The organism is Enterococcus sp. 12C11_DIV0727 (assembly GCF_002148425.2).
Lineage (GTDB): Bacteria > Bacillota > Bacilli > Lactobacillales > Enterococcaceae > Enterococcus_L > Enterococcus_L lemimoniae.
On record NZ_CP147248.1, the window covers coordinates 2156300 to 2173502 of the forward strand.

Consider the following 17203-nt stretch of genomic DNA (forward strand, 5'->3'; position numbering starts at 1 on the left):
ATGAAGAAAATAGACCATCTGTCATGGCGCAAGCTGTCATGGACTCGACCGATTGAATTTGAGAATATTCAAAACCTCGTCCACCACTTGGCGACATCAGAACCAAGAAAACCAATTATTTTTGAAATACGAGCCACTAGTGGGAAAATATCCTATTTTTTAGCCACAGAAAGAGATGAGTTCGCCAAAAGTCAACGAATCTTTAAAACGCATGGAGTGAATTTTGGTGCAAAACTAAAGCCTAGCACTGCCACCAGAAAGCTTGTAAAGGTTGCTAGAAAGCTTTCTATATCCAAACCGATACTTTCTCTCAGAACCGACCATGCGGAGGAATTAGCCCGTGTAATGCTGGCAACAATGGCGCAAGCTAGCTCAAAAGATGAAATAGTGATTCAGTTAGTTATTGCTTCTAGTCTTCCACCAGAACAACTACCAAAAAACGTCCCAGACCCAAGCGCTAGCTGGTGGCAAATAATTAGTAATGGCACTCCGCCAACTGCTTCTGGCGATACTAGAACCGCCATAAAAAACAAAGTAAAATTACACCGTCTTAGAACGCTGGTTAGAGTTGGCGCTCACTCACAAGATGAAGCCAAAGCTAAAAGCTATATTCTCAGTGTGCTATCTGTCTTTAAAATGCTTGAAACTGGTGGAAATAAGCTTTCTCTCCAGCCAGAAGAACCAGCAAATATAGACAATGCTAAATTACCGTGGAAATATCCGAGACTTTCCGTTTTGGAACTGGCAAATTTAATGTTAGCACCTATCGGACAAGAAGATTTAAGCGGAATTGCACCGATTCACCCTAAGATTTTATTGCCTCCGATTGGTATGAAAGACCCAGTAAAAAATATGCGAGCGTTCGCCGAAACGATGAACGAAGACCCAGCTTTTCGCCGTTCGTTACATCTGCCAGTTGAAGATAATTTAAGAGGTTTATATATTATTGGACCACCAGGAAGTGGAAAAAGCACCGTGCTTGAGAATCTCGTGCTTTCTACGATTGATAACAGTCTGAAAAATTCAAAAGAAGCCAAAGTTGGTTGCATTGTAATTGATCCAAAATTTTCACTAATTTCCTCATTAGCTGAAAAAATACCAGAGGAAAAACTCAAAGACACTATTATTTGGGATATAACCTCTAATCGACCATTAGGAATTAACGTTTTAAACCAGATTGACGGGAAAAGTCCAGAACTGGCGGCGGAAGTCGTTTTGAGCAGTTTAAGAGGATTGTTCAAAGGTGGTGACTTCGGAGTGTACACGGAAGAATTGCTAACAATGGGGTTGCTTACTCTAGCACAGTATAAAAAGGAGCAAATGACCTTGCTTCACCTTCCTATCCTGCTATCTAACTCTTCGTTTAGGAAACGCGTATGTTCGCAAATAACAGATGTCTATTTGAAAAGCTATTGGACGAATTTTGAAGCCTTACCAGAGAAAGAACAAAAAGCACAAACAGCGGCGCCTCTAAGACGTTTAAATTTACTTTTAATGCGCCAAACAACCAGAGGAGCATTAGGACAAGCCAACCCAAAATTTGATATTGAAAAGCATATTTTCGAGGAAGGAAAAACGTTATTGGTTCCCTTAAGTGAAGGTTTAACAGGCAAAACAGTTAGCGAGCTTTGCGCTAGTCTCTTAATAAATACAGTTTGGTCAATTGCGCAACGTCGGAGCGAAATAAAGGAAGAAGATAAAATACCTGTGCTAATTTTCGTCGATGAATTTCAAAAATTTGTTAAGCAAAGTGCCGAAAATTTTTCGGACATATTGAGCATGGGACGAGGGCTAAAATGTGGATTTTGTCTCGTAAATCAGAGCCTTGACCAACTACCATCAAAAGAAATGAGGGAAATAATTTTAAGCAACTGCCGAAGCAAAATAATTTTCGGAACAAGCAAAACGGACGCCAAAGTTTTAGCCGACCTTGCGCCCGAATTGCATGAGAATGACATTCTATTGACACCCTCAAGGACAATTTACTACAAGCACCACAGCAACGCAAGCACAACCACGTTCCTTTCTGGAAAAACGTTGCCTCCACGTCCAGCAATTAGAAACAACCATGCGGACGTTTTCGCAAAAAGTGCCTTAGAATATGGACGGGATATTGATGAAATTGAAAAAGAATATATTGACTTAATGACCCAAAACGACACAGCAAATGACGAACTAGAAAACTTAGATATTGACCTAATTATAGGCAAAAAAACGAAGAAAAAAGCAGACAAATAACTGTCTTACCGCCTGTCTCACCGCCTCAACGAGCGACGGTTTCTTTAAGGCGGTAAAACGTAGCTAAATAAAAATAAGGGCGAGGACTTTCTATTTATAATTTTTTCTAATTTAATGTATAAATAGAAACTCTCCCGAGGGGGCAACCATCATGACTGACAAACAAAATAAACGCATAACTAAGAACGAACTTCGGCGCCTGTCGGCGATACTAGACTCGCGCGAAATTGAAATTGTGCGAACAATTCACCAAGTAAAATTTGCTTCGGCAAATCAAATTCAACGGATATATTTTACTGAAAATGAGAAACAATCAACCAACCTTAGAACTTGTAATAGAAAACTGAAACGATTAAAAGGTTTTGGTTTGATTGACAATCTTGACCAGCGCTTAGGTGGTAAAGGTGGAGGGGCTAGCTCAATGGTCTACGGCATTACATCGGCAGGTTATCAATTTCTTAGACTAGACGATATGACACTAAATGCCACTAGAAAAAGATTATATGAACCTAATATTCTTTTTTTAGAACACACCTTAGCAATTACAGAAACTTATACCCGACTACATGAAATGAACCGCTTGAATAAGATTCATGATTTACAAGTAACTTTTGAGCCGAGCTGTTGGCGCACCTATATGAAAAATGGCACTACTCCAACCTACCTAAAACCCGACCTATTCGCCAGATTCGCCGTAGATGATGAAACGGAAGATTTCGTTTTTTATGAATTAGATCAGGCGACACAATGTCCGAAACGTGTGATTCGTAAATGTAAACAATACCTTATTTATTACAATTCAGGTATTGAACAGCGAATAAACGGCGTTTTGCCGTGGGTGGTTTGGATAACGCCAAGTGAAAAACGGCGAGACCAGCTAACAAGGCATATCAATGAAGCTATTCCAAATGCTGAACGAATTTTTAGAGTAATAACAATGGACGAACTGGAAACATTGACGTATAACAACCACAAGGAGGAGGATTAAAAACGAAAACCAAGAAAAGAATGCTCAGCCAAAAAAAGCACCCGTTTCTTCTGATTTACCAGAAAAAACCACTAAAATTAAAGTTGGTGAAATCACTGTTTTTATCAAGTTTACAGAAGGTGGAGAAAGTCTAGAAACATTGCTAGAAAAGCACTTCAAAGGTATGAATAGTGCTGAAAAATAGGCTTAAATATGGTAAAATGGATGTATGGGCGAGTCTAAGGAGGGTCAATAAATGACACAAATTAGAGAATCGCAGAATAGAACATTGACAACTAAAAAAGTGTGGAAAGTCGCAATATACTTGCGACTTTCTCAAGAAGATGGCAAAGACGAAAGTCAAAGTATTTCTAATCAGCGGAAAATTATTCTTGAATATCTAGACAATGAATTTAACGCAAATTATGAAATCATTGATACCTATATTGATGATGGCATTAGTGGTGTAACGACCACTCATCGTGCTGAATTTCTGCGTATGATTTCGGATGTAGAGACTAAAAAAGTTAATACCGTTATTTGTAAAAGCCTTTCTCGTGCTTTTCGTAATTCAAGCGACCAATCAAAATATTTAAGGGAGATTTTTCCGCAATACCAAACTAGGTTTATCACGATTGACACACCTTATATTGATACATTCTTAAATCCTCGACAAGCTTATGCAATGGACGTTGAATTTTACGGAATGTTTAATGGTAACTATCCAATCATGATTTCAGAAGAAGTGAGTAAGACATTCAAGATGATGATGAATAAGGGCGAATTTGTTAGTGGATTTGTTCCATATGGTTATGTCAAAGGCAATACGGAGGAAACGAAGTATAAACTTTACATTGATGAAGAAGCAGCTGAAACAGTTCGTAATATCTTTAATTGGTATGTCTATGATGGTTTGAGCCAAGTAGCGATTGCTGAAAAACTTAATTCCTTAGGGATTCTAAGCCCCGCTTCCTATAAACGAAAGAGAGGTTTTAATTTTACAGGTGTGTATCCAAATAATGATGGGCTGTGGTTTTCGTCAACTATTAGGCGGACGTTAGACAATGAGGTTTATATCGGTCATATGGTGCAAGGCAAAACTAGAGTAACTAGCCCTATCCTTAAAAAAAGTGAAAAAGTGCCAAAAGAAGAATGGATTACTGTCAAAAACACCCATGAACCTATTATTTCAGAAGATTTGTTTAAGAAAGCTCAATTTATTCGTCAAAAGAGACATCGAGTTAAGAAGAATAAATGGGAGGTTGACCTCTTTTCTGGATTTCTAAAATGTGCAGATTGTGGCTTAACAATGACCAGGTCAATAACTCGCTACACGACAAAACAGAACGTAAAGAAGAAGGCAACTTATTATGTTTGTTCTACTTATTCATCCAAGTCAAAAAAGGCTTGTTCTGCTCACCGAATTAAGCAGGCTGATATAAAAGAGGCAGTCTTAGGCGCCATTCAAAACCAGATACAGACTGTTAGCAATCTTGAGGAAATCCTCAACAAGAATCAGCGTGAGAAGATTGTCCGTTCCGACCTTAAACGTCTAGAGAAGTCTTTACAAAGCAAGCAAAGAGAGCTATCTAAAATTGAAAGTGTTGCGGATAATCTTTACATTGATTGGAAAACCGAGGTTTTGACAAAAGATGAATACAGACGCATGAAGCTATCTTTCGATGAGAAAATTTCACACTTAAAACAAGTTATTGAAAATATTAAATATGAACTTGACGAACAAACAAATAAGCGTGATGAAATCACCCCTTATTTAGAAGTTTTTCGAGAACATAAAAATGTAACTGAATTGAATCGAGCAATTTTACTTGACCTTGTAGAAGTAATTCACGTCAAAGAAGATAAGAATATCGAAGTTGTATTTAAGTTTGATAACACTTATCGGAAAATTGTTGATTCAATTCAAGAGTAATAAATACTAGCGGGAGTTTTCCGCTTCCGCTAGTATTTTGTCTTTATCGTTGTTAACAGAAGTGTTCAGGCCCGAGAAATAAGCCAGCATTCACGAAAATTGCTTTTCAAATTTTTGTGAATGCTGGCTTATTTCCGAAGGGGCTGTTTCTGCTGCCACCGTTTATTCGGGATTAACGTGCTTAGCAAATAGAGAACCAACTTTTATCCTAAACTCGTTTTTTTATGATGCTGTTAAAACCACTTTTTTCCATTTGCGAATCTTTGTCCGAAAGTTGGTAAATGGTGCCACCGTATTGATATGAACCCATTTATAAACTGGCCACATAGCTTTTGTTGTCGCCCAATTTCGTTGACCTGGCTCAAATAACTCCTCATCAGAAAGTGACTCCAACCATATGCAAAGCTCATTGACAGACTCACTCAGCATGACTCTTTGTTCAGCAATACTGTACTGACCATATTTTTCATAGAAAGACTGATACAGCCCACCAAGATTATTCCATTTATAACCTGGTGCGGGCGTCTCTACTATTTTTCCAGCCTGTTCCTCTTTTTCCCATTGCAAAATCAAATTCACCCAACCAAGCTGATAAGATAAATTTTCAGAAGGTGTTTTATCTACCTCTTCAATTCGTTTATTTTTTAACGTTTCAGAGACTTGTTCAAACTCCGCATCATATTTCTCATATCTTTTTTTGATTTCAGCGATCAATTCCTGTTTATTTTCGTATGTACGCATAATTGCACTCCTTTCATGTCATCCTCTGGTTCTATTTTAAACCTTACCATAATGTTAAAGTCAAGCATGCAGACGCAAATAAAAAATAGTATACTAATAAAAACTGACTCACTCTTCTAAGGAGCAAAAATATGTTTAAAATCAGCGAGTTCTCTCAACTAACAACTATTAGTCCACGTATGCTCAGACATTACGACAAACTGGACTTGTTAAAACCCGAGATCATCCACCAAGAAAATAATTATCGCTATTATACAGCTGGACAAATCAATCAGGCTAATCGAATTCTTTCACTAAAAAATGTTGGTATTCCACTAAAAGAAATCAAAACACTTCTAGAGAATGAGGACGATCAAACAGACTACTTAGCCAATCATCGAAAAAAACTTGAAACTGAATTAGCGGAAAAAAAGCTGCAACTTACTTATTTAGATTGGCTAGAAGAAAAAAAGAAATCCTCTGAAAAAGTGGGGATGAATTATCCCGTAGAAACAAAAAAAATGAATGATTTACGCGTACTTACTTATCGTCAAAAAGTTACCTCTTATTACGAAGAGGAACAGCTTTGGCAACAACTCTTTTCTACAATACGGACAGAAGACCTATCTAAACTGGGTCAATCGATTGCAGTCTTTCATAACAGTGCTTCTGGTAATATAGAAATCGAAGTCATGATCAGCATTCCCGAAATGCTTAAACACGTCTACCCAAAGACTAAAATCTTCTCACCTGGTTTGATTGCTTCTGTCGTGACCAATGGTTCTTATGCTACTATGCCAACGGTTCATGCGGATATGGAGAATTGGCTGAAAGTAAATGAGTATGAACTTACTGGAACTATCTTTACTATTTATCATTCTAGCCCAGCGACTGAAGAACAGGAAGAACTTTATATAACCGAAGTTTGTTACCCGATAAATAGACTAGAAAAATAAATTAAATCAGTGACCTATCGACTGACTAGAAGCGCATGAGCTTAAGCTTTCTCATGCGCTTCTTTGTTATAAAAATAATGTGTCTGAATAAACGGTGGGAGTAAACGGTCCTCCATGCTTCGAGGATCATAGTGAAACGAGAACCGTAGATGCAAAAGCAACTCCTTCGGAAATAAGCTGAGATTGCTGTAAAACAGAATGAGGAACGAGTTGATGTTGCACAGTACCTACCTGGTCACAAAAATTTGAAAAACACCAAGTAGGTACCAATCATCATCAATTCGTAAACTTACTGTGATTCTTGGCAATTTTCGTGAATTCCTTCTTATTTCTCGGAATTAAACACTTCTGTCTCAACCTCCTTTCAAGACGGTCCTTACTACTCTAAAGTCTTCATCCAAAAGAATTAAATCAGCATCATAGCCTACAGCAATCTTCCCAAGCTTTTGCTCATTTAAAATAGTCGCCGCAGTCGTTGCACCCATTTTGATTGCATCATCTAACGGGATCCCCATCTCTACACTTAGTTTAAGTGCTTCATTCATTGTGACTGTGCTGGATGCTAACGTGCCATCCTTTAAACGTGCAACGCCCTTTTCAACAGTGACCTGATGACCTCCAAATTCATACAGACCATCTCCCACGCCCATCGCCTGTAACGCATCCGTGATCAACACCATACCGTCCGCACCTTTTATTTTATGCAACAGTCGGACGATTCCTGGATGTAGATGAATTCCGTCAATGATTGCCTGAACACTAACCGCATCATTTTCAAGAGCTGCCGTAACCAAACCTGGTGCCCGGTGATGGATTGGTGGCATTGCATTAAAGCAATGGGTGATATGTGTTGTGCCATGTTGAAAAGCTGTTTGAGCCTCTTCATAGGTTGCATCAGAATGAGCAATTGCGATTACAACATTTTTCTTTTTTAAATAAGTAATCAGTTCCAAACAACCAGGTAATTCTGGTGCTATTGTAACCATTTTGATCAAGTTGCCAGCCCGTTCAAAAATAGTCGCCATTTCGTTTAAATCAGGGTTTCTTAAATAGTTTGGATCCTGCATTCCTTTTCTTTTAACATTTAGATAGGGTCCTTCTAAGTGAATTCCCAAAATTTTTGCGCCCACTTCATGTCCAATCACTTCTTTAGTACGGTCGATCATGGTCAACAAAGCTTCTAAAGAAGACGTAACTGAAGTAACTAAAAAGCCTGTACAGCCCGTTTCTAAGCATTTTTTTGATACTTCTTGAATACTTTTTGTCGTACCATCCATCATATCAAAATTATTCGCACCATGAATATGGACATCGATCATTCCTGGAATCAGTAGCTGACTTTGTCCATCCAGCTGTTGGTCCGTGACTTCTTTAGAAAAGGCTTGTTTGTCAGAGTGTTCTATCTCTGTAATTGTTTCATTTTCAATTAGAATATCAACCACTTCTAAGCCTGTTTCCTTGCTTATCGTTACATTTTGGATTAATGTTTTCATTTTTTTCCACCTTTTACAAGCATAATTTGGACATCAGCTTCACTTAACTGTGCGGTGATCGTTTCTGGTAGTGATTTGTTTGTAATGATCAAATCGATATCTGAGAAATCTAATTTAAAATTGGATGTATTTCTAACTTTAGAACTGTCGAGCAAAACGCATGTCCGTTTAGCATTTTTGATGATTGTTTTTTTTAATTCGATATCTTCTAATTCTGAATAAAATAGTCCCGTTTCATTGATGCCGGATGCGCCAATAAACGCAATGTCAAAGTAGAAATTAGCTAATTGCGTAATGAGCGATGTCCCATGCAGTAAATGAGAGTTAGCATTAAAATATCCCCCAAGCAAATAAACTTCTTGTTGGGCATTTACTTGCGTTGCCGATATCGCATTGTCAATCGAATTTGTAACAATCAACACATTTTCTTTGGTGAGCTCTTTTGCAATAAATTGCACAGTTGTTGAAACATCTAACCAAATCGTTTGATCCGTCAAAACTTGCTGAGCTGCTTCACGAGCAATTAGTTGTTTTTCTTGGCTATTGATTACTAAACGCTTAGAATAATCTTCGATTTTCGTTTTGATAATTGGCAATGTAATACCGCCACGATATCTTTCTGCTAACCCATCGTTGACAATCAATAAGATATCTCGGCGAATGCTATCTTTAGAAATTTGGAAATAATCGGCTAATTCAGCTGCATCTAACTTTTCTTTTTCTTGCAGTAACTCTAAAATTTTAGCGATACGTTCTTTTTGATTCATAAGCTACCTCCTAATTTAAAAGCGTAGCGGGCTCGTTCAACTCTGACAGAAAAATAGGAAATTCTAATTGAGGTGCTTTTTGCCTCATTATATTTTCATCTTTTTCCCAAGAGAACAGCTCACAAAGCTAGATAACTTTATTTTGAGTATAGCAAATAAAATCATTTTTGCATATTAATAAGTTTTTCGTGTTATTTTTTAAGTTATTGTAAGTTTAAATAAAAAAAGACCTCTAAACAGACAGTCTTTTCATCTCTATATTCATTTGGCGATCGATCCTATAAAAATTGGGTTGACTATAAACATACACAAAATCTTATTGTCTACCCGTCTGATTTCGATAGATATGTTTTGCGAGTTGCTCGATACTTTTTTCATCTTCCCCAAATACAAAAATAAATAAGTTATTTTCTTGATATAGCTTATAGTTACCACTTTGCAATTTTTCCACTTTATTATCGTAAGCTTCGATCAAGTTGAACAATGAGTGCCAATTTGCGATTGAAATAGCGATTGCTTTTTTAGTACTATCTGGTAATGGCAAACTGATTCTAAGGACATCATTCCCATATCTTTCTTTAATACTTTCAAGGATTTGTCCATCGTTATGTACATTGGTTCCATCAAGTTTTAATGCTTTCAAAACACTTTCTTTTAATGATTGGGTGACTTCTACACCAATGTTTTGCTTAGGATTTTGAATATCTGGTTTACCTAGAAGAATTGCTGCTTGGTATTTTTCAGGGTCTACTTCTCTAAGAATTTCCAGCGCTTTACGTTCATCTGGACGTTCCATTTTCGTCATGTGGTTGCTCCTGTCTGTGACAATTTATAAACACAGCATACTATATTTCGCAATAAAAAATGGCTATGGAACGACAAAAAGATTAAAGAAAAAATACATCCATTGATGAATTTCTCCTCTAACCTCTCTAATCAAGTATTTTTATTTAGGCATTACATCAGCCGGAATCGCTGATTGATACTTTTTACCACCAACTGTGGCAAAGTGTTCTGCTTTTGCTTTTGCAACTAGCTCAGGATTAGTCAACAGGTCATACGCAGTTGTGGCAATCGTTTTACCAGCTGCCAACAATCCTTTATGGGCTACTGATGATTTGCCATTCGCAACCCATTGCCATGAATGAGGTGGCGTTCCTTGAGGCTCACATCCAATCAACACTTGAGCTGTTGGACAAACCCAGCTAACATCACCCACATCTGTAGAACCAGAAGTCGCATCTGTAAAGAACAATGGTGCGATTTGATCTAAGACTGGCATCGTTCCAAGGCGCTTGATCTCTTCTTCGCTAGCTGTTGGATTACTTTGTCTTGCTCTGGCTACTAAACCTGCTTTAGTTGCATCATTTAAGCTATCGTAATATCTTTGGCTATATTCTTGATCTTCTGATGTTAAGTTCATGTTTCCAAATTCTGTTAAGTTTTCATACATAGCAGTTGTTACTGCTTGATTTGGTAAATAGTTGGCACAAGCTGAATCAAATACGATTTCAAGCTCTGTTTCTGTCATTAAAGCTGCACCTTCGGCAATTTTATTCACACGTTTGTAGATTTCTTCTGCTTGCTCTATTTTTGGTGCGCGGATAAAGTAGTATAAGCTTGAAGTTGGCTGAACCACATTGGCAGACTCACCGCCAGCATCCATAAATGCGTAGTGAACACGACCTTCATCAATGATATGTTCACGTAAAAATTGTACGCCAATATTCATCAATTCTGCTGCATCTAATGCGCTGCGGCCTTGTTCAGGAGCGGCGGCGGCATGAGCAGATATCCCTTTAAAGTTATAATAGATTTGATAAACAGCTAAACTACTCAAGCCCCAAGCCATACTTGTATCCATTGGATGCCATGAAAGTGCAACGTCCAAACAATCAAATACGCCATCTCGAGCCATGAAAGCTTTACCGTAGCCACTTTCTTCAGCTGGACAACCAAATAATTTAATTGTGCCCGTTAATTTTTCTTGTTCCATCAAATCTTTGACACCGACAGCCCCCGCTAAAGCACCTGTCCCTAGTAAATTATGACCACAGCCATGTCCATTGCCCCCGTCATTTTCTGCTTTTTGCTCGCCTAGGTCAGCGACTTGACTTAGATTTCCTAGCGCGTCATATTCTGCTAGAATCCCAATAACAGGATTGCCACTGCCATACGTTGCAACAAAAGAATGTTCCATATTGGCAACGCCTTTCTCAATTGAAAAACCTTCTTTTTCTAAAATTTCTAAAAAGGGTTTTACAGATTCAGTTGTCGCAAATCTCGTCTCCGGTGTGCCCCAAATCTGATCTGCCGCTGTGATAAATTGGTCTTTCTTTGCATCGATTAATTGTGAAATTTGTTGTTTTGCATCCATTCTTATGTTCTTCCTTTCTTTATTTTCCTTGATTTTTATTATTTTAATTAGCGATCGATTCCAAATAATTCTTTCGCGATACGTTTCCCTGTTTTAGTTCCTGCTAGTCCGCCAATACCAGTTTCTCGAATATCTGCTGGCATACTGCGACCAACACGATACATTGTTTCAACTACTTCATCTGCAGGTATCTCACTTACGATCCCTGCTAATGCCATTTCTGCTGCACTGATTGCATTAGAAGTGCCACCAGCATTTCGTTTGATACAGGGGATTTCGACTAAACCTGCAACAGGATCACAAGCCAAACCAATCAGATTGTTCAACGCAATTGCAAAAGCTTGACTGGCTTGTTCAGGAGTGCCGCCAGCCATTTCGACTAAAGCCGCAGCTGCCATTCCTGAGGCCGAACCGATCTCAGCTTGACAACCACCCTCTGCTCCTGAAATCATCGCATTATTCGCTGTCACAAAACCAAAAGCTGCCGCTGTAAATAAAAAGTGCAGCATCTCTTCACGTGTCGAGCCAAATTTCTCACTAAAGGCTAGTAAAACACCAGGAACAACTCCTGCTGAACCTGCTGTGGGCGTGGCACAAATCATCCCCATTGCTGCATTCACTTCATTAGTCGCCACCGCATAACATAACGCTTTAACAAAAATATCATCGGTCAACACATTTTTCTTCTCTATATATGCTTGTAGTTTTTTTGCATCGTAACCTGTTAAACCGGAATGTGAACGAACCCCTTGAATCCCCTTAGCACTAGCGGCTTCCATTGTTTCTAAGTTCAACCTCATCTGATTCATAATCTCAGTTCTAGTTCGGCCAGATGTTTCTATTTCCTGAGCGATCATGATCTCAGATATGGTGCACTGATTGTCTTGTGCTCTTTGTACGAGCTCTTTAATTGATTCAAACAAAAAATTCACGTCCTCTATTTTAGCCGGTCGTAGGCATTACTGCTGTTATTCCCGGTATTTCTCTAATTTTTGCTACTAGCTTTTGACTGATATCACTAAGTGTTTCAACAAAGAAAACTGTTTCTTTATTTAATTGCTGAACTTCTACAAAAGCAGGACTTTCCAATGCATCCTCCACACATGGAAGGGCTGACTTTTGATTGATGGTAAAGACTAAGCCATTCCCTTGATCTTGATTCAGTAAAGTGGAATAATGATTGATTTCAGTTAATTGGATACTGCCCCCACCAATTGAAATAGCCGTCAAATTTAATTGTTCTTGTTCATCACTCAGCTCTAAATTGACCGTATTCGCATGCTCTGTTTCCTTGGTGCTAACTAAAAATTCAATCACAACCCCTTGTTTTTCCGCAATTCCGATTGCATCTGGGATACGCTCATCATGGGTTTCAAAGCCTAAAACACCTGCAACGATCGCAACAGCCGTACCATGTCCTTTATACGTTTCAGCAAATGAGCCAAAAAATGTTACGATCAATTTTTTAGGCGTGTGTTTGTATAGCTCTCTTGCCATATTTCCGATCCTGACCGCTCCAGCTGTGTGAGAGCTGGAGGGACCGACCATGATTGGACCGATAATATCAAAGGCACTTTTGTATTTAAATTTTTTGTCTGACATTACGCTTCTTTTTTCACTCCTAATACACAAAGTCCGCATAGTAGACTGGCTACTGCCATAAAGCCGAATGCTAACGTAAATGAACCACCTGCAGCTTTAATCAGTTGTCCTAAAATCATCGGTGCTAAGAATCCGCCTAAGGTTCCACCAGTGTTGATGATACCGATAGAAGAACCAATGATCGATGGATCCATGATTTTGTGTGGCCATGTGAAGATCGCTGTAAAGGCACTAACTGAAACCATACTTACTGCAATCAAACAAATCATTGATAACACTAAATTATTTGAAGCGACAAACGCTGCCACTAGAATCGCTGCTAAGACTGTAGCACTAAGAATAAACATGCGTTCTTTTCCTAAAAATAGCTTAGATAATAACGCCCCTGCAAACATCGTTGCTGCTGTTTGGAAGATGGCATTCACTGCAAGTAAGTAACCAATCGTTTTAATATCTAGTGTAAATTTTTGTGCTAAGAAACTTGGCAACCAAGACATATTTCCATACAGTAGGAAGTTCAACAACAACATCGCAACAAACAATACTAAGACATTGCGATTTGTGATAACTTGACTAAATTTGATTGCCGGCTTATTGCCTTTTCCAGCATTGGTACTAACAGCTTTATTCGGTACAAAAATTGCGACAAGTACCAACGCTACTGCAAACATTGTCCCCAATGCTAAATACCCATAACGCCAATTGGCATTGATCAAGTTCGTTCCTAAGGTAAAGGCTAAAATTCCACCAATCCCAGATGTTGAAAGAATCAATGATTGAATAAACGTTCTGCGTTCTTGTGGAAAATTATCCGCAATCGATTTTGAACAACTAGGTGGATAACCACCGTGCCCAAGACCCGCAAAAAAGCGAATGACCATGAATAACATCAAACTACTAACGGCCCCAAATGCGAATGAAAAAATTGAAATAATTGCAAGTGACAACATTAATACTTTTTTGGCACCAATTTTATCTGCTAACCAACCACCAGGTATTTGCATTAGTGAATAGCCTAGGAAGAAGAATGACATGATCATACCCGTTTGTCCGGCATCCAAATTAAACTCTTTAGCCATTGGTAAAACAGCTGTAGAAATCATACTCTTATCCATGTAAATCATCGAGTACCCAGCCATTAGTGCAAAGATCAACCCAGCACTACTTTTGTTCGTTACTGTTTTTTCAACTTGTGTTTCCATTTTATTCCTCCAATGTTCAAATATAAGAAAACGTTTTCCATAAATTCATTATACGAAACAATTCACAAACAGAAATTACTTTACTTGCTTGATACAGTATCAATATTTTTAATTTTAGAAAAAAGAGAGAAGAAAGAGCAAAAAAGACTAGGTCTTTTTTGCTCTTTCTTCTGCTCATCTTCAAGTGACTTACTTTCTTTTAACCTCTCCAGAACGCCGCTCTTTGATTTCATGCTCTTCAGAGAGGTTCTTTTGTTGTTGAGCAACATCATAAACTCTTGTGCTCGGATCTTGATTAATACCGCCAGTTCCAGTATTTACCATTTTCCCCCAGCCTTTTTTGGTCGTTACTTGACCATTCGCACGCAATCGTTCATTTTTTTGCCGAATTTTCTGATGCTTTTTTCTTCGTCGATCATCCAAAAAATCTGATATTTGGTCTACTATCTTCAAAATGCTCTCCTCCCTTGTTTGGCCTATTTAATACAACGGTTGAAACAAATACAACTGACAAGCATTCAACGTCAATGTCGTTTCTAACTCATACCCAAATGAATCAATCAATTCTTTTTTTAACTCAAATTTTGGCACGATTTTCTGTTCGAGATATTTCTGCAACTCATGATCCAACTCCGCTTGTCCACCAACTCTGATCCAATCATTGTAGATTCCACCATGATCTTTATCTAGCACATATTCTCGAATCAAATAGTTTCCTACTGGCAGATCTCTCAGGTGAATCTTTACTTTTTTGGTCTGATACTGAACTTGAAAAGTATCCACTGAATACAATGGATCTAGGTAACTAGAGTTGTACAGCAATAATTGATACTGTCCTTGATTACGGGTCAACAGATAACCGTCACCACTAGCAACCAGCTCACCTTTTAAATGATTCAAAAATCGTAGTGAAAAAAATAATGGACGCCGTAGCTCTTCATATAGAAAAACAGACAGACTGCTATCTTCTCTTGTGTAAGTTTGCCGTTCTTTGACTTTGATATTTAGCCAAAAAGCAATTCCTGTCACTTCTTTAGACAATTCAATAATTGATTCTAAAATCAATGCTGAACGAAAAAAAGTACCCGAAAAAGTATTGCCTTCCCCAACCAACGTATTCCAGTCAGTTAAAAATAATTCTGGCTCCCACTCTGAATGAACCGTTTCTTGTCCAGGTTGACTTGCAGTAATAACTGATTTCACTCTATTCAAGATTGCTTGCTGATACTCCTTAAAACGTAACGCATGTTGATCTTTGATTGAAGTTGATGCATAGGGGTCTGCATGAAAACTAATGAAATCCGGCAAACAGCGTTGTGATTCTTGCTCCTGAATAAAGGCTTGATACTGTTGATACTCTTTTTCATCTAGCGATCGTAAGGACATCAAGCCCATTTTACAACCTTGTACCAACTGCTTCAACTTACGGTAAAAATAATGATATCCCCAGCGACTTCCCTCGCTCCAAACACTATTGACTTTCGGCAAGGACCATTGAATATACCATTGTTCTACTTCATCTTTACCATAGCGATTTAGAAAATGACGAATAATTTTCAATTGCTTATCACACCATAACTGTACATCTGCTTTTTCAGTATAGTTTTCAGGTAAATACAATTGAATCATTGGTTTTAACTGAATTTTCACTAAAAAATCAACCCATTGATTATTTAAAATATACTCTGATACTAATAAAACATCATTTTCAAAATTGGTTTCTTCGCAAAAACCTTCAAATTGAACTAAATCAAACGCTAAATCTTTTTGCAAAATACACAATTCCCGTTGCACACCATTGGCTAAACCTTCACCTGCAGGGCCGATCTTGATAATTTTTTTATTGCTGTGATAATTTGGCTGCACCTCTTTAGGTAAAGCTAACTGCAAACGTTGCTCAATCGCAGCATTTTCATCTTCAATATCCTGCTCTACCAAATATCTTGCTAATTCTTGTAAAGCCGCAGCTCCAGTTATTTCTTGATAATCTGCCGCTTCTCCCCCTCGCTCGTTTTGATCATTTGCAAGAGCATATTTTTTTCGATAATTTGCAGGTGTCAATCCGTATTGCTTTTTAAAGACTTGATGAAATGTCTTAGCATTAGAAAAACCACTATTCAACGCTACTTTGATTACCGATTGTGCTGTTAAAACTAATGCTTCAGCAGCATGCATCAACCGAATTTGATTTAGATATTCAGTAAAATTGACCCCAACTTGTTTTTTAAACGAACGGGATAAATGATAGTAAGAGATCCCACTCGTTTCTGCTAATGACTCTAGAGAAATCGGCTGGTCATAATTCTTTTGAATCTGCTCCAATAATTGATTCATCCGATCATCTGCTAAGTCTTCTGTAATTTGTGGAGTTTGAAATCGCTCTTTTTTAAAATTTTTAACTAATAGTGACAAGACTGTAAAGAAATGCTGATAGATCTCCAGCTCAGTTTCTTCATTTTGTTTAAAATATGCCGCCATTAAATGTGCCAGTGCTGCACGTAATTGTTGAAATTTTTCAGAACTCTCTGCTTCTGAACCTATTGTCGAACACTCAATAAACGGCAACCAGTTTTCTTTAAATTGCGGTGTAATTGGTTTTTTAGCAATCCGCAACGATAACAACAAATTCTTATCCGTGCTTTTAACTTGAAACTGCTGGCGCGGATTGATGACAAATAGATCATCTTGATTCAACTGATATTCTTTTTCCCCTACTGTGACCACCATACTGCCATTAAGCATTAAGAACAACGTTAAATAATCGCTTATTTGGGGTGGTGCGTAGCTGACTTTCATCAATGCTAAGTGAAAGGGAAATTGTTTCGATTCTCCCATAAATGTGACCTTCCTTACTGTAAAAACAGAACGGGCTAGCCTATCCAGCTAGACTAATTCCTACTGTGTTTGTTTAACAAAATATATCATCAAATCAATGTTAAAACAAGTTG

Annotated in this window: 14 protein-coding genes and 1 pseudogene; 5 read left to right on the plus strand and 10 right to left on the minus strand. The window is 38.0% G+C overall.

What is annotated here, in order from left to right; all coding sequences use genetic code 11:
• The 4 genes and pseudogenes from A5866_RS10285 to A5866_RS10300 form a co-directional block, all read left to right on the plus strand.
• Positions 1-2238 (plus strand): type IV secretory system conjugative DNA transfer family protein, encoded by a 2238-nt coding sequence (locus tag A5866_RS10285; protein WP_086445473.1) that lies wholly within the window; start codon positions 1-3, stop codon positions 2236-2238.
• Between the two features lie 151 nt (positions 2239-2389).
• Positions 2390-3226: a replication-relaxation family protein gene (locus tag A5866_RS10290; RefSeq protein ID WP_086445472.1), complete on the plus strand. Its 837-nt coding sequence runs from the start codon at positions 2390-2392 to the stop codon at positions 3224-3226.
• 235 nt (positions 3227-3461) lie between these two features.
• The gene (locus tag A5866_RS10295; RefSeq protein WP_086445471.1) at positions 3462-5138 is read left to right on the plus strand and encodes a recombinase family protein; all 1677 of its coding nucleotides are present in this window, start codon (positions 3462-3464) and stop codon (positions 5136-5138) included.
• A 56-nt stretch (positions 5139-5194) separates the two neighbouring features.
• Positions 5195-5314, plus strand: a pseudogene (locus A5866_RS10300) (DUF3788 domain-containing protein); the annotation flags it as partial.
• 46 nt (positions 5315-5360) lie between these two features.
• On the opposite strand, the gene A5866_RS10305 reads toward A5866_RS10300, so the two are convergent.
• A complete protein-coding gene (locus A5866_RS10305) occupies positions 5361-5879 on the minus strand; it encodes a ClbS/DfsB family four-helix bundle protein (protein ID WP_086277901.1) in 519 nt (172 codons plus the stop codon).
• Positions 5880-6010: 131 nt separating this feature from the next.
• On the opposite strand from A5866_RS10305, the gene A5866_RS10310 reads away from it, so the two are divergent.
• Complete coding sequence (locus tag A5866_RS10310) at positions 6011-6814, plus strand: MerR family transcriptional regulator (RefSeq protein WP_086277899.1); 804 nt, start codon at positions 6011-6013, stop codon at positions 6812-6814.
• Between the two features lie 353 nt (positions 6815-7167).
• Here the strand turns inward: A5866_RS10310 and nagA are convergent, their stop codons facing one another.
• The 9 genes from nagA to A5866_RS10355 all read right to left on the minus strand — a co-directional run bounded on the left by nagA (position 7168) and on the right by A5866_RS10355 (position 17090).
• Positions 7168-8307 carry an N-acetylglucosamine-6-phosphate deacetylase gene (gene nagA / locus A5866_RS10315; RefSeq protein WP_086445470.1) on the minus strand — a complete coding sequence of 380 codons (1140 nt, stop codon included), beginning with the start codon at positions 8305-8307 and terminating at the stop codon, positions 7168-7170.
• Positions 8304-9074 (minus strand): DeoR/GlpR family DNA-binding transcription regulator, encoded by a 771-nt coding sequence (locus tag A5866_RS10320; protein ID WP_086445469.1) that lies wholly within the window; start codon positions 9072-9074, stop codon positions 8304-8306. Before A5866_RS10320 ends, nagA begins: the two co-directional genes overlap by 4 nt.
• A 316-nt stretch (positions 9075-9390) precedes the next feature.
• Positions 9391-9879 (minus strand): hypothetical protein, encoded by a 489-nt coding sequence (locus tag A5866_RS10325; protein ID WP_254907234.1) that lies wholly within the window; start codon positions 9877-9879, stop codon positions 9391-9393.
• A 141-nt stretch (positions 9880-10020) separates the two neighbouring features.
• Positions 10021-11451, minus strand: coding sequence for an amidohydrolase (locus A5866_RS10330; protein ID WP_086277895.1), 1431 nt, complete (start codon positions 11449-11451; stop codon positions 10021-10023).
• Between the two features lie 47 nt (positions 11452-11498).
• Entirely contained in the window at positions 11499-12374 is an 876-nt protein-coding gene (gene sdaAA, locus A5866_RS10335) for an L-serine ammonia-lyase, iron-sulfur-dependent, subunit alpha (protein WP_086277893.1), read from the minus strand.
• A 19-nt stretch (positions 12375-12393) separates the two neighbouring features.
• The gene (gene sdaAB, locus A5866_RS10340; RefSeq protein ID WP_086277891.1) at positions 12394-13053 is read right to left on the minus strand and encodes an L-serine ammonia-lyase, iron-sulfur-dependent subunit beta; all 660 of its coding nucleotides are present in this window, start codon (positions 13051-13053) and stop codon (positions 12394-12396) included.
• The gene (locus A5866_RS10345) at positions 13053-14255 is read right to left on the minus strand and encodes an MFS transporter (RefSeq protein ID WP_086445468.1); all 1203 of its coding nucleotides are present in this window, start codon (positions 14253-14255) and stop codon (positions 13053-13055) included. Before A5866_RS10345 ends, sdaAB begins: the two co-directional genes overlap by 1 nt.
• A gap of 189 nt (positions 14256-14444) precedes the next feature.
• Positions 14445-14708 carry a hypothetical protein gene (locus tag A5866_RS10350; protein ID WP_086277888.1) on the minus strand — a complete coding sequence of 88 codons (264 nt, stop codon included), beginning with the start codon at positions 14706-14708 and terminating at the stop codon, positions 14445-14447.
• A 27-nt stretch (positions 14709-14735) separates the two neighbouring features.
• Positions 14736-17090, minus strand: coding sequence for a helix-turn-helix domain-containing protein (locus tag A5866_RS10355; RefSeq protein ID WP_086277886.1), 2355 nt, complete (start codon positions 17088-17090; stop codon positions 14736-14738).
• Positions 17091-17203 lie beyond the last annotated feature (113 nt).

Coding starts and splice junctions, on each gene's coding strand:
- A5866_RS10285 (WP_086445473.1), top strand. CDS start 1: ATGAAGAAAATAGACCATCTGTCATGGCGCAAGCTGTCATGGACTCGA.
- A5866_RS10290 (WP_086445472.1), top strand. CDS start 2,390: ATGACTGACAAACAAAATAAACGCATAACTAAGAACGAACTTCGGCGC.
- A5866_RS10295 (WP_086445471.1), top strand. CDS start 3,462: ATGACACAAATTAGAGAATCGCAGAATAGAACATTGACAACTAAAAAA.
- A5866_RS10305 (WP_086277901.1), bottom strand. CDS start 5,879: ATGCGTACATACGAAAATAAACAGGAATTGATCGCTGAAATCAAAAAA.
- A5866_RS10310 (WP_086277899.1), top strand. CDS start 6,011: ATGTTTAAAATCAGCGAGTTCTCTCAACTAACAACTATTAGTCCACGT.
- nagA (WP_086445470.1), bottom strand. CDS start 8,307: ATGAAAACATTAATCCAAAATGTAACGATAAGCAAGGAAACAGGCTTA.
- A5866_RS10320 (WP_086445469.1), bottom strand. CDS start 9,074: ATGAATCAAAAAGAACGTATCGCTAAAATTTTAGAGTTACTGCAAGAA.
- A5866_RS10325 (WP_254907234.1), bottom strand. CDS start 9,879: ATGACGAAAATGGAACGTCCAGATGAACGTAAAGCGCTGGAAATTCTT.
- A5866_RS10330 (WP_086277895.1), bottom strand. CDS start 11,451: ATGGATGCAAAACAACAAATTTCACAATTAATCGATGCAAAGAAAGAC.
- sdaAB (WP_086277891.1), bottom strand. CDS start 13,053: ATGTCAGACAAAAAATTTAAATACAAAAGTGCCTTTGATATTATCGGT.
- A5866_RS10345 (WP_086445468.1), bottom strand. CDS start 14,255: ATGGAAACACAAGTTGAAAAAACAGTAACGAACAAAAGTAGTGCTGGG.
- A5866_RS10355 (WP_086277886.1), bottom strand. CDS start 17,090: ATGGGAGAATCGAAACAATTTCCCTTTCACTTAGCATTGATGAAAGTC.